The following is a 23,075-nucleotide window of genomic DNA, read 5'->3' on the forward strand; positions in this document are numbered from 1 at the left end:
CATCCATACCTTTCTTTTATTTTTTAGATATTTACTTAGTTAATAATGTGATCAATCACAATTTTAATTAAGTTCTTAATAAGTTAATTACCTTAAACAAGTTAAATATTTTATTTAAGGCTCATCTCCAACCTCTACTATTGAGTAAGTCATCAAAATTAATCTTAAATTTATTAACCTTGTAATTTAAGCAATTTTCAATATTACTGTCTGAAAAAACATTAGTTTTTATACTATTCTCATCTAATTCAAATATTCTATAAAGATACATTGGATCATCTGAAGTTACTTTTTTGTATGGATTGTATCGCTAATGTATACTTTCGATACAATCCAAGTTTTAGTATGATCTGCTTTTGTTAAAAACGAAATAAATGATAAAAATAGAAAAATTAATAAATAAAAATAACGAAACATATGCTTTCCTAATAAATCCTTGCTGAACAAATTCTTACTTGTCTTTATTTATTGTTTTTTATGATTAACGATATGATCGTTATTACAAAAAATTTTTTATCTCAATATGTTATCTATTACCATTAGGATAATATTTAAAATATTTCTCATAATTTATCTAAATAAGCACAGCCTTCAAAAATTTCACCTTTATAGTTAATAAAAATTTCATATATTGAATCAGGTTCATCAATTTTGATTTCACATTTAGATTCCTTATTAAGACCTCGAATTAATCCAATAACACCATTTTTTGAATGAAAAAAAGCGACAAAATTATTTGTTATAGCAGAGTTTTTTATATCGATTTTTATTGCTATATTGTCTTCTTTCAAATGAAGAAACTGTAATCTATTTTTAGTTATTTTTGCATTCCAAAATGGTTCATTGCCACTTGCATAAAACCCGATTGAATTATTTGTAACTTTATTCCAAAATTTTGTTGGTGATAGCATATCTATCTGTTGCATTTGTTCTGCTTTGGCTTTATTTATCCAATCTATCGTTCCTGTGTTTAAATCCATAAAACTCTGTTCATTATTTTGTGTACTTCCTAAATATAAATATTCTTTATTTGAAGAGTCAATAAATACCTCTTGAGCCAATAGTAATTTAGGAAAAATCAATAAAATTAAAACTAGAAATTTCATAGAATTGCCTTATTTTTTATGAGGATTACCATCTAAAACAAGGGAATATAGATAATTATCCTTTGTATAGAATATGTTAGATTTAACCTTGTCACCAACAACGTTCATGATTAAATTGCTAATGATTATTTATAAGTATTTTTTTCTCAAGTTGGATAAATCTCTAGAAATATTCACCTTTATCCGAAAATCAAATAGACAATTATCTATTTTTAGAGCGTATTTTTTTTGTCTTAATCTTAGAAGCCAGTTGACAAGCATCGGTTAAATCATTTTTGCAAGCTTGATTAAGCCACAATAATGCTTGCTGGTAATTTGATTGAGCCATTTGAATAATACCTAAGTTAAGTTGAGCAAACGCATTATTTTTTTGCGCTGCTTTTTCATACCAATAAACCCCTTTTTTGTAGTTATCTAAATCTGAACCCAATCCACCAGTTGTTAAATATAAATTACCTAATTCAACTTGTGCAGGTATATAATCTTGTTGAGCCGATTTTTCTAAAAAATATAATGCTTTTGAATTGTCTACTTTAACACCAAATCCAAATAGATAATCTATGCCTAATTCATATTGAGATTTTGTATGATTTTGTTTTGCGGCTTTTTCTAACCAAATAAGCGATTGTTTAGAATCACCGCGCTCTGAATAAATAACCGATAAAGCAAATTCAGCTTCAGCATATCCTTGTTCTGCTGATTGCTGATACCAATAAAAAATTTTATCATTATATTTTCCATCAACGTTTTTCGATAACAACAAATTTGCTAAATGATACTGAGCAACCTTATCTCCATTTTCTGCTTTAATGATTAAATTATTTTCGTTATCGATATCAGCCTTTGCAAGATTTATTACCAACAAAATGCAAGTTAATCCGACTGCTGTAATAAATTTTTTATTGAGGTATTTCATTAAGTTCTTCTTCCTCTGTTTCATATAAATCATCATAATTATATATTTTTTTAGTTAATACCTTACCATTCTTATCATGAGTAGTAATAATCTTATAATCTTTGCCAAACTCATCAGGATGATAATAATTCGAGCGAACAGGCATACCTAATAAATCATATTCATACCAATTACCTACAGAAATACCTGTCGCATTATAATGACCTTGGCAACCTTGTTGTTTTATTTGCCCATTTGGATAATAAATAATGCGTAAAGAGTAACAAAAAGGACCACCGTAATTAGCGGCTGACCATACTGCATTAATATCAATGTGTTCTTTTTGATTATTGGCAAAAACATTGTTAAACAAGAATAGTGGAATGAGTGATAAAAAAATTATTCTTTTCATTATGTAATATCCTTATAATCTTACTTATAAAATATTTTAATATTTTGGGATATAACTATCATCTGGTAGTGTTAAATTACTAGTTTTAAATAGCTAATTTTATTTGATACCCGTTCATGTCCATTTTTTTAGCATATGAATTTCCGAAAAAAATCATCAAAAAGGTAGTTAATATTAATTTAAAATACTTTATACAAATAATTTTCAATTTCTACCATTCAAACAATTCCATATAAAATTATTTTTATCGACGGAACAAAGTTTATTAACTGATTCAAGTTTGGAATATTTTCATTACTCCAATGCTATGCAGTTCGTTCATATCTTTCTTTTATCTCTTAAGTATTTACTTAGCTAATGATCTGAACAATCATAATTTTAATGGAGTTCTTAATAACTTAATTATCTTAAACAAGTTAAATATTTTGTTTAAGGCTCCTCTCCAACCTCTACCACAGCTTTTTCGCAATCCAGTCTTTCTTTTTTAGTACATTTTTTATGAATAGATTTTTCCTCAGAATTTTCATAAGAAATGCAGTATTGATCTTGGTAATCATATTTTTTTTTGTTTTTATTAAAAAGATATTGTTTATTTAATTTGATAAACATTGGATCAACATAAACATCACCACATGTTTTTGTACTGGTTGCTGTTTTCTTTTCTGGATCAAACTGAATCGAATATCCTTCTAAATTCGCTTCAATATATTTATTTTGTGACTCATCATAGATGTAATATATTTGTTGGACATTGTCGGCATGAGATTCAGCATTTTGAAGAAAAAAATCATTTTCATTACCATCAAAATCAAAATCACCGATTTGTAGGGCATTAAAAGATTGAAAAGGATACCCCTTTAAACTTTTTATACTTTGCAATAATTCGCCATTCTTTTTACTGTAAATATTGATACCAATAATTTTAATATAATCTTCTTTTTCTTTAGATGATAATACTTTGAAATAAAAATCTTTAGTTGAACTTCTTTGTAAAAATTCGACATTTTTGAATTCAGTATTTTTAATAAGCTGTTTTGCCTCATTAAGCTTTTTTTTATCCGAATTATCAATTAATGGCCAAGATAAATTATATTCAAATTTCTTTTCCAACTTAAAATCACCAAATGTTTGCGATGAACCGACTAAATAATTATTTTTAGAGTTTATTTTGTTTTCACCAAAATCAAAATATTTAATAAATATTTCATCTTTTGTTTCCAAATTATCATTTATGTTGTATCTAAAATGATAACCATCATCTCCTTTTCTAGCTAAACCTAAATAACTAATTGTTTTTGTTTTATAATCAAGATAAATTATATCAAAGTCATTTTCGGATATAGCACTAATATAAAACTCAACTTTTCTATCCCCCATATTTCCAGCGTAGACCCGATCGATTGCTTCAGCTACCTGCGGAATAAGAAAAACTATCATCAGTATATATTTTATTGTATTCATTATGATATTTGTCTTAGTTTTTTAATAAGTTATCTACCTTAAACAAGTTAAATATTTTGTTTAAGGCTCATCTCCAACCTCTACTACAGCTTTTTCACAATCCAGTCTTTCTTTTTTGGTACATTGTCTTAAATAATAATTATCACCATCAGGAATAGCTTCACAATACTTATCTATATAAGTAGATTTTTTTTCTTTATTATTAAAATAATATAATTTTTTTAATAAAACATTAGATGAATAAATAACTACATCGCCACATGTTTTTGTACTGGTTGCTATTTTATTTTCTGAATCAAACTGAATCGAATATCCTTCTAAATTCGCTTCAATATATTTATTTTGTGACTCATCATAGACGTAATATATTTGCGGGACATTGGCGGCGTGGGACTCAGCACCCTGAAGAAAAAAATCATTTTCATTACCATCAAAATCAAAATCAAAATCACCAATTTGTATAGCATGAAATGTATAAAAAATATACCTTTTTGAATTCTTTATGGTTTGTAATAGCTCCCCACTTTTTTTACTGTAAACATTGATGCCAGTAATTTTAATATCTTCTTTTTTCTTTTTGGATAATATAACTTTAAAATAAAAATCTTTGGTTGAGCTTCTTTGTAAAAATTCGATATTTTCAAACTCAGTATTATCAAATAACTGTTTAGAATTTCTCCAATTTCTATCATCACCATTTTCCAATTCTACATTATATTCGAATTTTTTTTCTAATTTGAAATCACCAAATATCTGTGAATAGCCAAACAACTCATTGCTATCTGAGTTCACCTTGTTAAAGCTAAAATCAAAGTTTTTAATAATTAAGGTATCATTATTATTAACTGTATCAATCGTTGTATAATTGTTAAAATGGTAGTCGTTTTGTATTTTTTTGGGAGCCCCCATATACTCAATTTTCTTTGTTTTATCATCAATATAAATAATATGAAAGTTACTATCAGATGTGGCAAACAAATAAAATTCAACTTTATTATCTCCCATATTTCCGCTGTAGACACGATAGATGGCCTCTGTTACTTGCGGAATAAGAAAAACCATCATCATTATATATTTTATTGTTTTCATTATTTAATTCATCTTAACTTATTAAATTACTTAAACAGCACAAAAGATAACCAATTGTTATTATTCATCTTTTATAATTAACACCTTTAAACAATTTGATTGATTTTTAATATGCCTATTTTAAAATAGGCATTTCTATAATATGGTGTTTAATCCGCATATTCATCTATCAGTAATTCGCTAGCTTTTTGGCAAAAAAGTTTCTCTTTTTTATTGCAGGCGCGTGAAAGTAGAATTTTTTCTCCGTTTTCCGAGTATTTAATTAATTCACATTTTGAATTAGTAAGAGTGTATTTTTTATCATCTGAATATTCATACAAATCTGTAATAGTAGCCCTTGTCATTGCCGTTTTTATAGGACATATTTTCTCTTTTTTTGCGGTTTCTTTATCTGAATCAAAGGTAATAAATCGTCCAGTCAAATTTAGATAAACAAATTTATTTTGTTTTTCATCATAGGAAAAATACGCATCAATTACATTACTATCGTTGATACTCTCTTTCGATTTAGAAATATAGAAATCGTTATCTCTTCCATCAAAATTGGCATCGCGATTTGTATTTATACTAATAAACGAAAGAAAACCAAAATCTTTCAAATCATTGATTGTTTGAAGTAAGCTACCGTCTTTTTTACGATAAACATTTATTCCAACAACTTTTAGAAACTCTCCTTTCTTCTTTGAAACAAGCGTTTTAAAATAATAATCTTTGGTTGATTCTCTTTGTATAATTTCTTCATTTTCAAATTCAATATTATTCTTTAATTTTAAATTGTTATCATCATTATATGTAAATTCATAATCAAATTTTCTAACTAATTTAAAATCACCATATTTTTTAGAATAACCTTCTAAATTTTGATTCAAGATTATTGAGCGATCCTTATTAAAATCAATGTTTTTTATTACTATTGTATCTATAATATCTTCACCAAAATTAGTTTTAGGAACGTTGAAAACTAATCCATCTTCAATTTGAGCATTATGAATATTATCAAGTTGCTTTGGCTCAAAAGAATCATTATTAAGATAAATAATATTTATATCATTGTCATAAAAAGCATCAAAATAAAGCTCCACTTTATTTTTTCCAATTGTACCCTCATAAATAGTGTAATTAGCTAATGCAAAATTAGAAAAAAACACCATAATAAATAAGACTTTTTTTAAATTTATCATTTAAACAATTCCATATAAGATTATTTTTATCGACGGAACAAAGTTTATTAACTGATTCAAGTTTGGAATATTTTTCATTACTCCACTGCTATGTAGTTCGTTCATATCTTTCTTTTATCTCTTAAGTATTTACTTAGCTAATGATCTGAACAATCATAATTTTAATGGAGTTCTTAATAACTTAATTATCTTAAACAAGTTAAATATTTTGTTTAAGGCTCCTCTCCAACCTCTACCACAGCTTTTTCGCAATCCAGTCTTTCTTTTTTAGTACATTTTTTATGAATAGATTTTTCCTCAGAATTTTCATAAGAAATGCAGTATTGATCTTGGTAATCATATTTTTTTTTGTTTTTATTAAAAAGATATTGTTTATTTAATTTGGTAAAAAACATTGGGTCAACAAAAACATCACCACATGTTTTTGTACTGGTTGCTATTTTATTTTCTGAATCAAACTGAATCGAATATCCTTCTAAATTTGCTTCAATATATTTATTTTGTGACTCATCATAGACGTAATATATTTGCGGGACATTAGCGGCGTGGGACTCGGCACCCTGAAGAAAAAAATCATTTTCATTACCATCAAAATCAAAATCACCAATTTGTATAGCATGAAATGTATAAAAAACATACCCTTTTGAATTCTTTATGGTTTGTAATAGCTCCCCATTTTTTTTACTGTAAACATTGATGCCAGTAATTTTAATATCTTCTTTTTTCTTTTTGGATAATATAACTTTAAAATAAAAATCTTTGGTTGAGCTTCTTTGTAAAAATTCGATATTTTCAAACTCAGTATTATCAAATAACTGTTTAGATTCTACTCGAGTTAGCTCATAACCGTTTTCAGCAAAAACATTATATTCAAATTCTTTTTTTAATTTAAAATCACCAAATTTCTGTGAATAGCCAAACAATTCATTGCTTTCTGAATTCACCTGATTTAAGCCAAAATCGAAGTTTTTAATAATTAAGGTATCATTATTATTAACTGTATCAATCGTTGTATAATTTTCAAAATAATAGTCGTTTTTTATTTTTTTTGGCCCACCCATATACTCAATTTTCTTTGTTTTATCTTCAATAAAAATAACATGAAAGTCACTATCAGGTGTGGCCAACAAATAAAATTCAACTTTATCATCCCCCATATTTCCGCTGTAGACACGATAGACTGCTTCTGTTACTTGCGGAATAAGAAAAACTATCATCAGTATATATTTCATTGTATTCATTATGATATTTGTCTTAATTTTTTAATAAGTTATCTACCTTAAACAAGTTAAATATTTTGTTTAAGGCTCATCTCCAACCTCTACTACAGCTTTTTCACAATCCAGTCTTTCTTTTTTGGTACATTGTCTTAAATAATAATTATCACCATCTGGAATTGCTTCACAATACTTGTCTATATAAGTATATTTTTTTTCTTTATTATTAAAATAATATAATTTTTTTAATAAAACATTAGATGAATAAGTAATTACATCACCACATGTTTTTGTACTGGTTGCTATTTTATTTTCTGAATCAAACTGAATATAATATCCTTCTAAATTCGCTTCAATATATTTATTTTGTGACTCATCATAGATGTAATATATTTGTTGGACATTCGCAGCACTGGCATCACTGTTATTAAGAGAAAAATCATTTTCATTACCATCAAAATCAAAATCACCGATTCGTATAGATTGAAATGTATGAAAAATATACCCTTTTGAACTTTTAATAGTTTGTAATAGCTCGCCATTTTTTTTACTGTAAACATTGATGCCAGTAATTTTAATATCTTCTTTTTTCTTTTTGGATAATACGACTTTAAAATAAAAATCTTTAGTTGAGCTTCTTTGTAAAAATTCGATATTTTCAAACTCAGTATTATCAAATAACTGTTTGGATTCCACTCGATTTAGCTCATAACCGTTTTCAGTAAAAACATTATATTCAAATTCTTTTTTTAATTTAAAATCACCAAATGTCTCTGAATATCCTAATAAATAATTACTCTCTGATTGTATCTTGTTTAAGCTAAAATCAAAATTTTTAATAATTAAAGTATCCTTACCACTAACTGTATCCATCGTTGTATAGTTTTTAAAATAATAATCGCTTTCTTTTTTTTGAGGTCCTCCTATATATCCAACTTCATATGTGTTGTCTTTAATATAAATAATATCAAAGTCACTATCAGGTGTGGCCAACAAATAAAATTCAACTTTATTATCTCCCATAGTTCCGCTGTAGACACGATAGACCGCTTCTGTTACTTGCGGAATAAGAAAAACAATTATTAATAAAAATTTTACAATATTCATATCTTTGCCTTTAGTTTTGTTTATAATGTTTATTACCTTTTATTACAGCGTCATCTTGATCTGCTTTATCTATTGGATTTAGGTTGACAAAGAAAGCAGGGTTTATTTTATAACCTAAACTTCTTTTTCGTGTATCTTTCTCATTTTTCTCTAAAGATCGATTATTACGAGGCTTCATAGCAATTTCTAAATGCAAATGTGTATTTGGAAGGTTTTTTGCATTACCTGTGTCAGATGTATATCCAATATGATCACCTGCTTTAACCTTGCAACCAACTTTTATTCCTGATACTTTTTTAGTTTCATGTAAATGACAATATCTAATATAAAAATAATCACTATTTATATCAAAATCAACTGCTTGAATTATTTCATTTTTTTCTTTACCTGAAAACTCTAATGTATAATTATTTCTTGATGCACGTAAATCATCACCTTTTACTTTTAACACAATGACATTGCCATAAGTACCTTCGGCCATATCTTGAATAATTTCACCATCCAAACAAGCATAACAAGGGGTTCCAATACGGGCAAATATATCTAACCCAGCATGAGCTTTTTCACCTCCATTTCTAACAAGCCCAAATGCGCCATTAGATGATTTATCGACTCTTCCCGAATTATAACGAGTCCGTTGCGGATTTTTTAAAGGTTCATGCCAAGGGCTGGTTTTAATTTTAAAATAGTTAATTAACATCATCGGGTGTATAAAACTTGCCTGACCATCAAGATTTAAAGTAGCTGGTAGCGTGATATCTGAAGAATTACTTTCATTGTTCGTTTTGGATTGTTCTGATTTGTTCTGTTGGTTTTGTTTCGCTAAACCTTTTGCAACATCATCCCACCATAACATTTTTTTTATCTTTTCTTTTTCATTATCCCAACGTGCTACTTGTAGTTTTAATTCTGTATAAAATGAGTCTCCAATTGTTTTATTATTATTGATTCCCTTTTTTTCCAATTCTTGACGTTTTAATAGTAATCCTCTTTTTACCGATTCTCGTTCATTTTCTGCTAATGTACTTATATAAGCATCACATTTTGCGGAATCACCCTCTTCTAAATAGCTCAAGACTTTTTTTGCTTTCTCGTTAAATTCACTATCTAAGGCGTCCCACTTTGGTATTTTGCCTTGTGCATCCATTTCACTATACCATTCACTTTCGCTCTTAATCAGTAAACGTGAAAGTGCCGATGATAATTGTGGTTTATCCGTGATTCCGTTGAAACTTTTTGCATCTATCTTGGCATATTTTTTTTGGTCTAAATGATATTGCCTATCTAAAATTGTTAATGTCTCTTTTAACGTCGGTTTATAGGCTTCAAGAGATGCATTATCTCTAGATGAAGACTTTTTCACATCTAAATAAAATTCTTTTGTGGTCGCCTTTTCTTCTATCAGCTTAAAATCAAACCAATCCCAACAACTCACTTTTTTTACGCCATCACTATTTATGGCTAACCAACCACGGATAGGAGCATTATTTTTATCAAGAGCATGCTCTATAAAAATCCATAATGTTCCATCTTTATCAACAGCCCGATGACTCAACTTTTTAAAGACTCCATTATTAATATCAAGTAATAATGGAGTATCAATAATCGAACTGTTATTCGCTAATTCGCTTGCCTGTAATGGATATTCACTCCAGGCTTTTTTATCAGTCGCTAAAGAGATATTACCCTTTGAGTTTATGTTTTTTGATATCTCTTCACTATTTTCTATCCATGCCGTTTTTTTCTTAGTTTTGGATTCAGTGATTTCGATTTGTAACCATTTGACATTGATATCTTTACTGATTACTTTAATCTCAGTATGTTGCCCCACGTCTGTGTCTGCATCTTTCGGTGATTTAAGTAGTTTTGCTTGTTTAGAAATACCTAATAAGGTCTTCTCTTCCTCAGGAAGTTTACTGGCTTCTGCTTGAGTTAGTGCAATAAAATTAGGCAGGTCATCACAAGTAAAACATTCAACATGCAAGTTGGTTTCGCATTTAATTTCAGTACTGTTCTGGGAAAGTGATATCTTAGGGGTATGGTCATGCCCAATATGCCCAATCAAATCACCTGCTTTTATTGGAAATGGTGTATCTAATACAACCACTTCATTGTATTTTTTTCCTCGGGAAATTCTTTCAAGGCAATCAAACCAAATTTTTTTCTTTTCATTTGGTAAAGGAATGGTGGGTTTACCATCCCGAATCACTTCAGTTAACTCAACATAACGTTTTGCATTTTTATTTCCCGATATTTTAACTTGGGTTCCTCCAGGTAGCATTGATAAGATTTTTTTATCATTTCGAACTCTTAACCCTTTAGATTTAGCCCAATTAGTCTTAAACTCTTTTGTTAGTATGCTAAGCTCTGTAGATTTACCTGAAAGAAGTTTTTTGTGCTCATTTAATTCTAAAATCTCAAATTCTTGCGAGGTCATCTCTTTACCAATAAAAATCCAACCTAAAATGTCTGTTTGACTTTCACCTTGAGTGTGTTTGATTGATTTTAATTCGGGAATAGAGGAATAACCTTCCGCTAAGCTTGTAACAGCATACCAGTTATGATTTTCGTCATGTAAATTGAGATTTAAATTCACTTTAGTGCCGACTTGTAAAACCGCTAATATACTGTCATTTTTTGAATTATCTGCCTTATCGCGAATACATAAACCTTCGACGTTATCTAATTCTTTATGATCAGGTAGAACACGATAAATATCTTGTTCCCAAAATGAAGGTGTTGGCATTTTAGAATTTTTATCATAAAAAGCAGTATCGGCCAGATGCATATATAGGCTATAAAAATAGAGTTGATGCGGCGGCAGTTTTTCTTTTTCAGCTTCGGCTGGTTTGTTTTCTGATTCAGTATCAGCTTTATCTGCCGTTGAATTAGTAGAAGTTGCAGTATCATTTGTCTTAGAAGCAGAAGATGCGGGAGAATTATCTTCAGCAGGTTTTTCTTTTGTTGAACTATTTTCGGTATCAGGCTCTGTTGATTCTGTTTTTTCTTCAACTCGCTCCATTTCGAGTAGATGACGTACCAAAACAAAACCTGTTGAGTAGAAAGTAACTGTATCTCCGTAGCTAATATTTTGATAGTTATCATTAATTCGATAAGCAACTACTTCACCATCGGCAATACAATGAACCTGTCGTTCGTTTTCATCACCTAATTCTTTAAGTACTGTTTCATCAAAGTGAATGCCCACATGTATAAGCTGATTAATACTAATTGGATAAAATCCTTTTGACGCTTTCAATAAGGCACTGTAATAATTATTGACTGTAAGATCCTTTTTACTATTAATAATAACTGGAAATTTCCATTCTTTTACTGCTGATAATGACATTGCTCATTCCTTAACCTACAAAATATTATAATAATTGTTTTTAAACACAATATATGACACTAAAGAGATTTTTAAATCTAGGATTATTATTTTTTGATACCTTAAATGCCATTTTTAGTATTATTTTTTTTGACTAAACATAAATATAATTAAAATAGTCAATAAATTATGTCTCTTTTAAATTAATTTGTGATAAAAGTAATCTAAAATGGTTTATAAAAATACCTTATCTCGTATAATTTGCAATCATTTTTTGAAAAAATTTTTTGATTTAAATTAGATAGATAACTTAGTAATGACAGTAATAAATTAACGCAATACCAGTTAAAAATTGATTTCTGAGTAGTAGCAAAAAAGGTTGAGTAAGATTTACACTTTAGGAATTTTGTATAAATTGATATTCAATCATTATCTTTAAAAATTAGTTTTTTACTGAAACGTATGTATAACCTGAAACTTTTTGACAGAAATAATCAACTATTCTTAATGAAGAAAATGATTTATATAAAAATTAACAATAGAAAAATAGGAAGTAACCGGCTGTTAGACATTAGGTAATACCTGGATAGCTGTTAAGGCTTTAATAATAAAGCCTTAACCTAAATATCAGATAAGTAATAGTCAATTAATACGTTTAAAATATTCGAAAGTCAGCAAAGCAAAATTTTTAGACTAACAATAATAATTATTTAATCTAAAAAATAAACATTACTTTCTTTCCGCCAGAACTCTTTCAACAGTATCAACAATTGCCTGAGTCTGTGAATCAATTTCTATGTTAACTCTATCTCCTACTTTTTTACTATCTAAAGTGGTAATCGCAAGGGTCTCAGGAATTAAATTAATTTTAAAACGATTATCCATTACATCACCCACTGTTAAGCTAGCACCGTCAATACCAATAAAACCTTTATAGAGAACATACTTGATAAATTTATATGGTAATTCTAAAGTCATTTGGCAATTCGTTGCAGTTTTTTGAATATCAACAATTGTGGCCGTACAAGATATATGCCCAGACATAACATGACCACCAATTTCATCGCCGTATTTAGCACTGCGTTCAATATTGACCAGATCATTAATATTTTTATCACCTAATGTAGTAAGCGCTAACGTTTCTTGCATTATGTCAAAGGTGACCCAATCATCTTTAAAATCAGTCACGGTTAAACAACATCCGTCGTTAGCAATGGATGCACCGATTTCGATATGTTGTGTTAATTTTGCTGGTAATTTTACCTTATAAGTACGTAATTTATCTTGATCGATGATATCAATAATTTCACCAACCCCCTGCACAATACCTGTATACATACTTTATCCTTGAATTAAACGAATATTAGCCTCTATTGTACTTAATCAGCAGGTAATTATCTATCATTAAGCAAATTCGCTTAATCCTGACATCAACAAACACAGATTTAATTAAGCGTTCTGTTTAAAACAAACAATGTTGTATTCCGTTTAGTTTTATCTTTTTGATAATCATAAAACACCAATGTATAACTATCATTTTGGCAGGAGATCAAATCCGAAATAATTAAGTTTTCTTTAGCTAATATAATAATTTCATTAGTAAGTAAATTATTAAATTTGCCAGCTTGCTGTTGTAAAAATGCCTCGATCACTTTATTGTTTCGCAAGGTTATCCAGCCGTTTCCTGTTTCTATACTAAAACGAATCACAAATGTTTCAGTGGCAATTTTTACTGGTTCTCAGACCCAAAATAGAGGAGAACCTACATCAAATAACTTATCTCGTGTCGCCTCACCTTGTGGGGTAAGAGTGATTAGATAAAAAATTCCACCCTCGCCATGAGTTACTACATATGATGATTCGCAAAAACTCAAATTTAAAACACAAGTCGGATAATCATTACAGGCTATATCAATTCTTCTTGATTGTAATACTGCACCTTTTTCGTCAATTTGACGATGTAGCCAACAATTTTCTTCACTTTTGGCAATAATATGAATTTGTTTATTGTCATTATTTATAAAAAATTGATTATATTTTGGGAAAGGAATCTTTGCGGTATAACTTTTTTTAAGCTCACCATGTTTAAATTCAACCGCAATCAGTTTATCTAATTGTTTGTCTGAAAAAATATCGACATTCTTAAATATAGCAAAATCATGGTAAATACCAATATAATCACCAAGTGTCATTTTTTTAGGTTTAGGATAGGTAATATTATCGCGGTCAAAGCAAGGAACCATAATAATTAAACCATCTTTATCTGGATGATAAACCTCGATAGCAGTGTAAAGCTTGCCCTCAGGATTGATGAAGAATTCTGGCAAGGTACCATCAGATTCTAGGTAGTATGTAGGATTTTGTAAATCAGGTTCAAGCACAACATAAATAACTTGATAACTATGCCGATCACTTTCAGAATAGTAACAATTGCAGGCAATGATTGGTTTATTTTGATAATTGATGGCTTCCTTGATACTAATACCTGCAGGTGATTTTAAAATAGTCATTGGTCCTAACGCCGTTTGCAGATATTGCGCCTCAAAAGATATATCAGCTTTTTGTAACATAATTATGATTCATCCTGTTATTGTTTTCTTATTCAATTTATTGAGTTATATAATCAAACTAACTTTAATTAAGTGATCTTATTTTAGTTTTAACGTCATGTTTTAATTGTGGTTCAAAACTTGTCAATTATTTCATCAACTGTATAAGTTACCTTATTAATCGTAATAAATCATGTAATAAAAAGTAGTAAATAAACAAAATACCCATACTTACAAAATATCTTTGCATAAAAGTTATGCTATAATTTTTTATTTAACGTGTTCCTAATATCTTTAATTTATTTATCCGTTTGAAAGTTAACAATAAAATCAAATATAAGCTATCGCTTTTTTAAACCTAAAAATGATGCTACAACGAAAGATATGCATTTTATTATTATCTCGGTTATAGTTATCATCCTTGCCATTAACCATAAAAAATAAATTTAATAAGAATGCGCCCAATTATTAAGGATTTAACATGTTTAAACTTATTTTAGCTATATCAGTTGGTTCAGTTGCTGGTGGGTTATTGCGGTGGTTTTTGTCACTTAAATTAAATATTATCGCGTTTGCGATTCCATTAGGAACGTTACTATCAAATCTAGTTGCTGGTTATATTATTGGCTTTGCAATTGCTTTTTTTAATCATTCAAACTTATCTACTGAGTGGCGTTTATTAGTGATCACCGGATTTTGTGGTGGATTATCGACTTTTTCAACTTTTTCAGCAGAAATCGTGAACTTTTTACAAGAAGGTCGTATTTTATGGGGATTAACTACTATTGCTATTCATGTTATTGGCTCTGTTTTAATGACTTTTTTAGGAATTTTATCCTATCAATTATTGCGTTCCTGATTCTATTACAGGAAAAAATAATACAAAAAATGATCATTTAAGGAGTTTACAAACGCAAAATACTGTATTAATATTCACTGTATATTAATACAGTATTGGGGATATTATGCTTATTGAACACTCTTCATCACAACTTATGGTGATTAATTTTGAATCTCCTTTTCAGCAGGTTTTACAACAACAACGCTCTTTGCTGAAGTCTCTTAATAAAGCTAAAAAATGGCAACTCTGGTTATCTGCTCGACCAATGTTAAAACGTTCATGGGTAAATATTGCAGGACTTGATAAACAAAAAATTGTGCATTTGAGTAATCTTAAAAATGAAAATTTAGTATCAACTATTGAAAAAGCGTTAAAAAGCAAAACCTGTAGCTATATCGTCGCTTGTATTAATGATCTTAATGAGCATGATAAACTACGTATTAAGCAAGCAGTATCAAACAGTGATACATGTTTATTATTAGTTCATGATGAGCCGAATCAACAGACAGTTCAATATCATTAATTTTTAATCGATAATATTGTTTTACATAAAATCTAATTATTCAATTAATTTTAATTTCAGTTTATGAATAGACACTGCCAGGCCTGATAGTGTCTTTTTTTATATCACTGAGTCCAATTATTTATAATAAAAAGAATAGTGATATAAATTTTTGTCTCTTTAAATTATATACAATTATATGAAATTTTTATGTTTTAACCTCAGTGTTAAACGGTGCATGTTAAGTTTAAATACATAAAATTTTTAAAAAGTTAAACTGTTTAATTAAAGTATCAGATTTCAATTGTGAATCATGAGGACGACAGAATCAAATTAACAATTGATAAATCATTATGTTAAGGATTTTGCGTCAGGCCATCATCTTAATTTAATACATTAAATAATTAGTCTAGTAAAAATTTGTCCTTAACTTGAACCAATAAAGCTGGCTATCATCATAACAGGAATAAAGATCAGGAATATTAATAATCCCAAAATATCATAATTAATCTTTTTCTTTTAGAAGGTAAGAATCTATAAACACTACTTATCAATCTAAAAATTAGATTAATCTAAAGATGACAAAATAATTAAAGCTCAGATATATCTTGTTTTGCTTGGTTAATTACAGCTTTAATAATCCATTGAGAAAGAGAAACGATATAAGAATCATCTAAATTCCATACATCTTTTAATACTGTGATTTGAGAACCAAAAATAATCGACAAAGTATAAATTAACTTATTATTTAGTTCTTCATTTAACTGTGATTGTAATGGTTGTAGTAAATTAGAGAGTACTTCTTTGTGATTCCCACGTACAAATTTTTCTGAATTAGATGATGAAGCTGAACGATCAGTCACCCATTGTTGCAAGGATAATCGCATAGCTGCTCTTATTGCTCCTTCATGTTTTATCATTTGAGCAAAAGCAAATGATAAGAAGTCATTCATTTTTTGGCCTACATCCTGTTCATCCGATTGCCAATGTAAAATTGGTTGAAGTGAATGATCAACAACTGCCGATATCAAATCACTTTGCGTTGGAAAATAGCGATAAGCAGTGGCTCTTGAAATTCCAGATTTATCAGCTAACTCGGTAATGGTTAATTCGTGACCTTCATCTAAAATACTCACTGCTGTATGTAATAAATGTTCGAACGTACGTTTTCTAACGCCTGTATATGTTTGTGGTGTTACGATACTTTGCTTATCCATATTATTTTTTATAATTTATTGCTTATTATAATTAAAATTGATATAGTTAATTACATGAGACATTAGTCTCATTTCTGTTATATACTGTATGATTATATGAGTTATTTAGTAAAAGTATGGAGTTCTATTTTTTATCCCTTAAGGAGCTTTAAATGGCATCACCAAACATGATTTACTTAGTCACGACGCTAAAAATTAAGTTGGAAGAAAGAGTAGATTATATAAAAAAGCTACTTAACTCCAAAAGACTTACAGTTAACGTCGTTGATAATTCAACTCAACCTCATCATCAGAATCATTTTGTCGATTTAACTGCTGAACTTATAGCAAATTACCATATAAATGGAAAAGAAGCTATTTTTTGTTCTAATAGAAAAATAGCTATGTTCGCCGTGGCGAATTATTAAAGTTGGTTCAAAAAGATATAGAGTGATTTTTGGTTTAGGTAAATATTTTGATAAAGCAATGGAAAAACTAAATTTATAACAAAAAAGGATGAATATATTTTACACAATTATCCAGACTTTAACGGATTTGAGTGTAAGTACAATGCAAGGGAAACCAATAAAATTACGTAAAAAACAACAGAACAAGTTAATCTATTTGACACCAACAATAAGTAAGACATAACGGTGTAACTTTTAAGTTATGCCGTTATTTTTATCTACAAATAAATAATTAAACTTCCAAATAGCGTAAACATAATCTCATTAACATCGTTCAATTTTAGTAAGTAACTTTACTAATGATTGTTATCTGTGAGACAATCTTAAGTGTAGTATCCTATTTTGTAAATAAGTAATAGCTTTTGTAATAGATCACAATGATTTTAATTATTATTTTGCTAACTTAATATAGGAACCCCAAAATGAAAGAATATCAAACTGATGTAGCAGCATTTGTATTACGAATTGCTTTAGGTATGATGTTTTTAGCCCATGGTTTTACTAAATTACTTGTTCTCACTCCAGAAGGTACAGCTGAGTATTTCCATACCCTTGGATTTCCAGGATTTTTTTCTTATATTGTTATCGCTTTTGAAATAGGTGGTGGTGCTTTGTTATTATTAGGTATTTTAACCCGCGCTGTCGCATTAATTGCATTTTTTCAACTTGCGATAATTACCATTGTACATTGGACTAATGGTTGGTCTTTTACTAATCCGGGAGGAGGTTGGGAGTATCCAGCATTTATGTCTTTAGCGGCTTTTAGTCTTGCTTTATTAGGTACTGGTCGGTTTAGTGTTTTATCAGGTAAAAAATATACACAAACCATTTAGTCATAATATGCCTGAGCTTTTAGGAAAGGTAAAAACAGTTAATAATTACCTTTCCTAGACCTCTATATTTTAAATATGATTTCATTAAATATCTTTATTATTGGTGATAAGCCTACATTTCATTAATTAAACAATTAAATTTTCAAATCATTCCGCCATTACTAATAATGGTTTACCATTCATACTTACTTGCTGGTAAGCTTTAATAGCACTTAGCCAATCATTGAATTTAAATAAATAAGGTTCATTTAAATCTATTTGGTTTAACTTTGTCCAGATTTCATTAAACATATTCAACCATTCTATTTGATCCATATTGTTTATATATTGACGGATATGAAACCAATGAACTTTAGGTAATCGCTTTTTAGGTTGAAAAAAAGTACCAGAAAGCAAACCATACGAGACAAATTCACTTGAATCAGACATATGATTCAAAATTGTTTCAGCAAGCTCGCCACCAACCGCATCAAAAACAATATCAGCATGTGCAGCAAAATATTCTATAGCTTCAGTATCGTTTTGATTTATTTTTTTAACACCATATTTATTATAAAATTGAACATGATTATCTGAGCGACAAATGACAGTTACAAATAATGCTTGCAAATTTACTGCCCATTTGCATAACAATTTTGCACAATCAGTTCCCCCCGCAGTAACTAAAATATGCTTTCCTTGTGGAGAATAATGTTTAAGCATTAACCAAGCTGCGACAGGATTAATATAAGCTCGAGCAGCGATAGTATCATCAATTGAATCTGGAACTTCAATAGCATATTTTGCAGGTGAATCTACGAAATGCTGCCAAGTTCCATCTCCTCTTAAAGGTAATACACGTTTTCCAATCAGATGACGATAAGTTAAAGGTGCCTCAATTACCTCACCTACTCCCTCATAACCAGCAATTTGTGGCAGAATGATACGATGCTGATAAGCACCTGTAATTGGAATAAGGTCTGAGGCATTAATTGGCGCATATAACATTTGTACTCTAATATAATCTTCTTTTAATAAGTCTTTATTTGAAAGTTCAAGCTTCAATACATCTTCAGGGATACCAAACTGTCTATAACATAATGCTGAGTTCAAGTATTGTTCCTATTTATTATATTAATCGAATTAAAATAACATGATTATAATTTATTTAACGGTAAATTATTCTATAAACTTTCAACAATTAGATGGCTTTTTTTTACCATCTAAATGCCTATCAATGAAATGCTAATTATAAATATAAAAACCTCTTTCACTGTTATTATGTTATGTTGTTTGAATAAATGCTTCACAGCTCATTATCTTAGAAAATCGCATTAATGCAGACATAAAACTATTGTGAACGTCTTGTGAGGAAATGATGTTGCCATTGAAGTCAAGATCACGAGTAGTACAAGCATCATGAATTAAAATCGGTTGATAATTAAGCTCAAATGCACAGCGAGTAGTTGAATCTACGCACATGTGGCTCATCATGCCACAGATCACTAACTGTGTTATTCCTAATCGCTCTAACTTCTCTTGCAATTGTGTTTGGTAAAAGCTATTTGGATAGGCTTTTTGAATGATCATTTCATTCGGTTTGATAGGAAGTAATTTTGCATGTAATTGACTACCAAAACTATTATTCACAAAAAAAACAGCATTAGGATCTGGGTTAATATGTTGTATATAAATAATAGGCAGTAGTTTTTGCCGAAAATAATTTTGCAGTTTTAAAGTATTTTGTAATGCTTGTTCAGTATTATTTAACGGATATTTTCCGTCAGGAAAATAATCATTTTGCACATCAATAATCATTAATGCTTGAGTCATTTTGCTCTCCTTTATAAGGTTTCGTGTTATTATTTTCTAATAATCAATTTTTAAAGAACATAGCGAATTGAAATGATAAATATCAGTTAGCTTTCAAATTGAAACAATGGATAAAAAAGATAGAGCGATTTTAAGTGAATTAAGAAATAATAGCCGTCAATCTTGGCGCGAAATTGGCGATAAGGTTTTCTTATCTAGCCAAGCCGTTGGTCAACGCGTTCAAGATTTGCTAAATAATCATATTATAGAAAAATTCACCATTAAAGAACAAAAACAAAACTTACAGTTCATTACTATTTATATGAACACGAATCAATTTACTTCTTTTGAAAACTTAGTAAAGTCTTTTAATGAAGTAATAGAATTTTATAAGATTACAGGCGACGGATGTTATATGATTATCAGCCATTTCGACAGCGACGCATTGAATCTCTTTTTAACTAAAATTACCGATTTTGGTCGTTATAAAGTCAGTCATCGATTAAAACAAATTTTATAATTAAGTTAGTTTAACTTGACTCATTAGCAATTAATATCCGTAACTTTTGAAAAGCAAAAAGTCTGATATTTGCAATATTTCTTTATCAATCATAAAAAATGAGTTGATAGTTATTCATTTCTATTATATTTTATATATCAATTTTGATAATTAATTAAATTATTGGTTTTTATTTTTATGAATTGTTTTTGCGTTTTTGTTACTAAACATCATCATCACCATCATACCTGATTAGTCTTCGGGCGATTGGTGCTGGAAGACAGTTGGTCTTCCGGTGATATCGCGAAAGCAAATAGAAAACCCTCGGAAGATCAAACTTTCGAGGGTTTTTTGTTTGTGGTTAAAAAATTTTTTAGGATAATTTGGAGAATAATATGTTGGATAATTCGCGTTTACGTATAGCAATGCAGAAATCAGGTCGCTTGAGTGATGAGTCAAAAAAGCTACTTGCACAATGTGGCATTAAAATTAATCTTCAAGAACAACGTTTAATTGCCTTCGCTGAAAATATGCCGATTGATATTTTACGCGTTCGTGATGACGATATCCCAGGATTAGTCATTGATGGCGTAGTCGATTTGGGAATTGTTGGCGAAAATGTTTTAGAAGAAGAAGTGTTAGATCGACAAGCTGAGGGTTTCAATCCTCAATATAAAACATTGCGCCGTTTGGATTTTGGCGGTTGTCGGTTATCCATTGCAGCGCCTCGTGATTTTGATTATACCGGCCCTGAATGTTTAAATGATTTACGTATTGCTACCACCTATCCTCACCTACTCCGTCGTTATCTTTCTCAGTACAATGTAACTTTTAAAACCTGTTTGCTTAATGGTTCAGTTGAAGTAGCACCGCGAGCAGGTCTTGCTGATGTTATTTGTGACCTAGTTTCAAGTGGTGCAACACTTGAAGCGAATGGACTTAAAGAGATCGAAGTTATTTATAAATCTAAAGCTTGTTTAATTCAACGCCAAGGCGAAATGTCAGCTGACAAACAAGCGTTGATTGATAAGTTGATGACGCGAATTCAAGGTGTTATCCAAGCTCGTGAATCCAAATATATTATGTTACATGCACCAACTGCAGTGTTAGATCAGATCGTAGCTTTATTACCCGGAGCTGAAAATCCAACCATACTACCACTTACTGGTGAACAAAATCGAGTGGCGTTACATATGGTTAGTTCCGAATCGCTATTTTGGGAAACCATGGAAAAACTTAAAGCCTTAGGCGCTAGTTCAATTCTTGTCTTACCAATTGAAAAAATGATGGAGTAATGCTATGAAACTCTCTTATTGGCAACAATGTTCAGATGCACAGCGTGCAGCACTTTTAACTCGCCCTGCTATTACTGCTTCAGATTCAATTAGCCAAGCGGTAGCAGATATTTTAAGTCAAGTGAAACAAAATGGTGATCAAGCTTTAATCGCATTAAGTAATAAGTTTGATAAAGTACAAATCCAACAAATAAAATTAACGCAAGATGCCATCAAAGCAGCAACGGCAAGGGTTAAACCTGAATTAAAACAGGCAATGCAATTAGCCGTCAGTAATATTGAAAAATTTCACCAAGCCCAAGTTAAATCAGCGATTACGGTTGAAACAATGCCGGGTGTGAAATGTCAGCTTGTTACTCGTACGATTGATTCAGTAGGTCTCTATATTCCAGGTGGTTCTGCACCTTTATTATCAACGGTTTTAATGCTTGCAACCCCAGCAAAAATTGCCGGTTGTCGTAAAGTCATTTTATGTTCTCCTCCACCTATTGCTGATGAAATCTTATATGCAGCTGAACTGTGCGGTGTGACCGAAATATACCAACTAGGCGGCGCACAAGCCATTGCTGCAATGGCATTTGGTAGTGAATCGGTACCTAAGGTCGATAAAATTTTTGGTCCGGGTAATGCTTTTGTTACTGAAGCTAAACGCCAAGTTAGCCAACGCCTTGACGGCGCAGCTATTGATATGCCAGCAGGTCCTTCTGAAGTGTTAGTTATCGCCGACAGTTCAGCTAATCCCGCTTTTATTGCTGCCGATTTATTATCACAAGCGGAGCATGGTCCCGATTCACAAGTAGTTTTAGTTACTCCAGATGAGGATATTGCGAAAGCGGTTTCAATTGAAGTTGATAAACAGTTAACCCAATTATCTCGACAAGGTATTGCCGAAAAAGCTTTACAAGAAAGTCGTCTAATTGTGACTAAAGATTTAGATCAATGTATTACTATCAGTAATCGTTATGGTCCTGAACATTTAATTATTCAAACACAAAATGCCGATGATCTTGTAGAACAAATCACCAGTGCCGGCTCAGTATTTTTAGGAGACTGGTCACCCGAATCGGCTGGTGACTATGCTTCAGGAACTAATCACGTTTTACCAACTTATGGTTATACCGCGACTTATTCAAGTCTTGGATTGGCCGATTTTCAAAAACGTATGACAGTTCAAAAATTATCACCAGAGGGCTTACAAGCCATTGGTAATGCGGTTGAATTAATGGCACAAGCAGAACAACTTACTGCCCATAAACAAGCCGTAACGCTTCGTCTAGCTGCATTAAACGCTAAAAAATAGGTGAAC

At 29.9% G+C, this 23,075-nt stretch carries 22 protein-coding genes and 1 other annotated feature; of the genes, 7 read left to right on the plus strand and 15 right to left on the minus strand.

Annotated elements, in window-relative coordinates:
• Window positions 1–563 precede the first annotated feature (563 nt).
• The 12 genes from AC5LW9_RS08945 to AC5LW9_RS09000 all read right to left on the minus strand — a co-directional run bounded on the left by AC5LW9_RS08945 (window position 564) and on the right by AC5LW9_RS09000 (window position 14,366).
• Entirely contained in the window at window positions 564–1,106 is a 543-nt protein-coding gene (locus tag AC5LW9_RS08945; protein WP_493455697.1) for a hypothetical protein, read from the minus strand.
• 202 nt (window positions 1,107–1,308) lie between these two features.
• On the minus strand, window positions 1,309–2,022 hold the full coding sequence (locus tag AC5LW9_RS08950) for a tetratricopeptide repeat protein (RefSeq protein WP_493455698.1): 714 nt from the start codon (window positions 2,020–2,022) through the stop codon (window positions 1,309–1,311).
• Window positions 2,006–2,413, minus strand: a complete 408-nt coding sequence (locus tag AC5LW9_RS08955) for a hypothetical protein (protein WP_493455699.1) — start codon at window positions 2,411–2,413, stop codon at window positions 2,006–2,008. The genes AC5LW9_RS08950 and AC5LW9_RS08955 overlap by 17 nt, the downstream gene beginning before the upstream one ends.
• Window positions 2,414–2,842: 429 nt before the next feature.
• A complete protein-coding gene (locus AC5LW9_RS08960) occupies window positions 2,843–3,874 on the minus strand; it encodes a hypothetical protein (protein ID WP_493455700.1) in 1,032 nt (343 codons plus the stop codon).
• 60 nt (window positions 3,875–3,934) lie between these two features.
• Window positions 3,935–4,963 carry a hypothetical protein gene (locus AC5LW9_RS08965; RefSeq protein ID WP_493455701.1) on the minus strand — a complete coding sequence of 343 codons (1,029 nt, stop codon included), beginning with the start codon at window positions 4,961–4,963 and terminating at the stop codon, window positions 3,935–3,937.
• A gap of 149 nt (window positions 4,964–5,112) precedes the next feature.
• On the minus strand, window positions 5,113–6,144 hold the full coding sequence (locus tag AC5LW9_RS08970) for a hypothetical protein (protein WP_493455702.1): 1,032 nt from the start codon (window positions 6,142–6,144) through the stop codon (window positions 5,113–5,115).
• Between the two features lie 212 nt (window positions 6,145–6,356).
• Window positions 6,357–7,361 (minus strand): hypothetical protein, encoded by a 1,005-nt coding sequence (locus AC5LW9_RS08975; protein ID WP_493455703.1) that lies wholly within the window; start codon window positions 7,359–7,361, stop codon window positions 6,357–6,359.
• An 84-nt stretch (window positions 7,362–7,445) separates the two neighbouring features.
• Window positions 7,446–8,468, minus strand: coding sequence for a hypothetical protein (locus tag AC5LW9_RS08980; protein WP_493455704.1), 1,023 nt, complete (start codon window positions 8,466–8,468; stop codon window positions 7,446–7,448).
• A gap of 10 nt (window positions 8,469–8,478) precedes the next feature.
• Window positions 8,479–11,817, minus strand: coding sequence for a M23 family metallopeptidase (locus tag AC5LW9_RS08985; protein WP_493455705.1), 3,339 nt, complete (start codon window positions 11,815–11,817; stop codon window positions 8,479–8,481).
• A 708-nt stretch (window positions 11,818–12,525) separates the two neighbouring features.
• Window positions 12,526–13,134 (minus strand): riboflavin synthase subunit alpha, encoded by a 609-nt coding sequence (locus AC5LW9_RS08990; protein WP_198228293.1) that lies wholly within the window; start codon window positions 13,132–13,134, stop codon window positions 12,526–12,528.
• Between the two features lie 107 nt (window positions 13,135–13,241).
• Window positions 13,242–13,505, minus strand: coding sequence for a hypothetical protein (locus AC5LW9_RS08995; RefSeq protein ID WP_493455706.1), 264 nt, complete (start codon window positions 13,503–13,505; stop codon window positions 13,242–13,244).
• 30 nt (window positions 13,506–13,535) lie between these two features.
• Window positions 13,536–14,366 carry a hypothetical protein gene (locus AC5LW9_RS09000; RefSeq protein WP_493455707.1) on the minus strand — a complete coding sequence of 277 codons (831 nt, stop codon included), beginning with the start codon at window positions 14,364–14,366 and terminating at the stop codon, window positions 13,536–13,538.
• A gap of 460 nt (window positions 14,367–14,826) precedes the next feature.
• On the opposite strand from AC5LW9_RS09000, the gene crcB reads away from it, so the two are divergent.
• Together crcB and AC5LW9_RS09010 are read left to right on the plus strand one after the other, a co-directional pair.
• Complete coding sequence (gene crcB / locus AC5LW9_RS09005; RefSeq protein WP_493454176.1) at window positions 14,827–15,204, plus strand: fluoride efflux transporter CrcB; 378 nt, start codon at window positions 14,827–14,829, stop codon at window positions 15,202–15,204.
• A 106-nt stretch (window positions 15,205–15,310) separates the two neighbouring features.
• Window positions 15,311–15,709 carry a cell division inhibitor SulA gene (locus tag AC5LW9_RS09010; RefSeq protein WP_198228287.1) on the plus strand — a complete coding sequence of 133 codons (399 nt, stop codon included), beginning with the start codon at window positions 15,311–15,313 and terminating at the stop codon, window positions 15,707–15,709.
• A 569-nt stretch (window positions 15,710–16,278) separates the two neighbouring features.
• Here the strand turns inward: AC5LW9_RS09010 and AC5LW9_RS09015 are convergent.
• Window positions 16,279–16,905 (minus strand): TetR/AcrR family transcriptional regulator, encoded by a 627-nt coding sequence (locus AC5LW9_RS09015; protein WP_198228285.1) that lies wholly within the window; start codon window positions 16,903–16,905, stop codon window positions 16,279–16,281.
• A gap of 152 nt (window positions 16,906–17,057) precedes the next feature.
• Here AC5LW9_RS09015 and AC5LW9_RS09020 point away from each other — a divergent pair, with 152 nt between their 5' ends.
• Entirely contained in the window at window positions 17,058–17,312 is a 255-nt protein-coding gene (locus AC5LW9_RS09020) for a hypothetical protein (RefSeq protein WP_493454178.1), read from the plus strand.
• A gap of 461 nt (window positions 17,313–17,773) precedes the next feature.
• Window positions 17,774–18,184: a DoxX family protein gene (locus AC5LW9_RS09025; RefSeq protein WP_039126302.1), complete on the plus strand. Its 411-nt coding sequence runs from the start codon at window positions 17,774–17,776 to the stop codon at window positions 18,182–18,184.
• Window positions 18,185–18,331: 147 nt separating this feature from the next.
• Here AC5LW9_RS09025 and AC5LW9_RS09030 read toward each other — a convergent pair whose 3' ends face one another.
• Both AC5LW9_RS09030 and AC5LW9_RS09035 read right to left on the minus strand, forming a co-directional pair.
• Window positions 18,332–19,276 carry a zinc-dependent alcohol dehydrogenase family protein gene (locus AC5LW9_RS09030; RefSeq protein ID WP_493455708.1) on the minus strand — a complete coding sequence of 315 codons (945 nt, stop codon included), beginning with the start codon at window positions 19,274–19,276 and terminating at the stop codon, window positions 18,332–18,334.
• A gap of 171 nt (window positions 19,277–19,447) precedes the next feature.
• The gene (locus AC5LW9_RS09035; protein WP_198228275.1) at window positions 19,448–19,996 is read right to left on the minus strand and encodes a cysteine hydrolase family protein; all 549 of its coding nucleotides are present in this window, start codon (window positions 19,994–19,996) and stop codon (window positions 19,448–19,450) included.
• A gap of 106 nt (window positions 19,997–20,102) precedes the next feature.
• On the opposite strand from AC5LW9_RS09035, the gene AC5LW9_RS09040 reads away from it, so the two are divergent.
• The 3 genes from AC5LW9_RS09040 (at window position 20,103) to hisD (ending at window position 23,069) form a co-directional block, all read left to right on the plus strand.
• Complete coding sequence (locus tag AC5LW9_RS09040; RefSeq protein WP_144091238.1) at window positions 20,103–20,495, plus strand: Lrp/AsnC family transcriptional regulator; 393 nt, start codon at window positions 20,103–20,105, stop codon at window positions 20,493–20,495.
• A gap of 209 nt (window positions 20,496–20,704) precedes the next feature.
• Window positions 20,705–20,830: a sequence feature (His leader region), on the plus strand.
• Window positions 20,831–20,869: 39 nt separating this feature from the next.
• The gene (gene hisG, locus AC5LW9_RS09045) at window positions 20,870–21,769 is read left to right on the plus strand and encodes an ATP phosphoribosyltransferase (RefSeq protein WP_198228271.1); all 900 of its coding nucleotides are present in this window, start codon (window positions 20,870–20,872) and stop codon (window positions 21,767–21,769) included.
• A gap of 4 nt (window positions 21,770–21,773) precedes the next feature.
• Window positions 21,774–23,069, plus strand: coding sequence for a histidinol dehydrogenase (gene hisD / locus AC5LW9_RS09050; protein ID WP_493455709.1), 1,296 nt, complete (start codon window positions 21,774–21,776; stop codon window positions 23,067–23,069).
• Window positions 23,070–23,075 lie beyond the last annotated feature (6 nt).

The organism is Gilliamella sp. LMG 34360 (assembly GCF_984568995.1).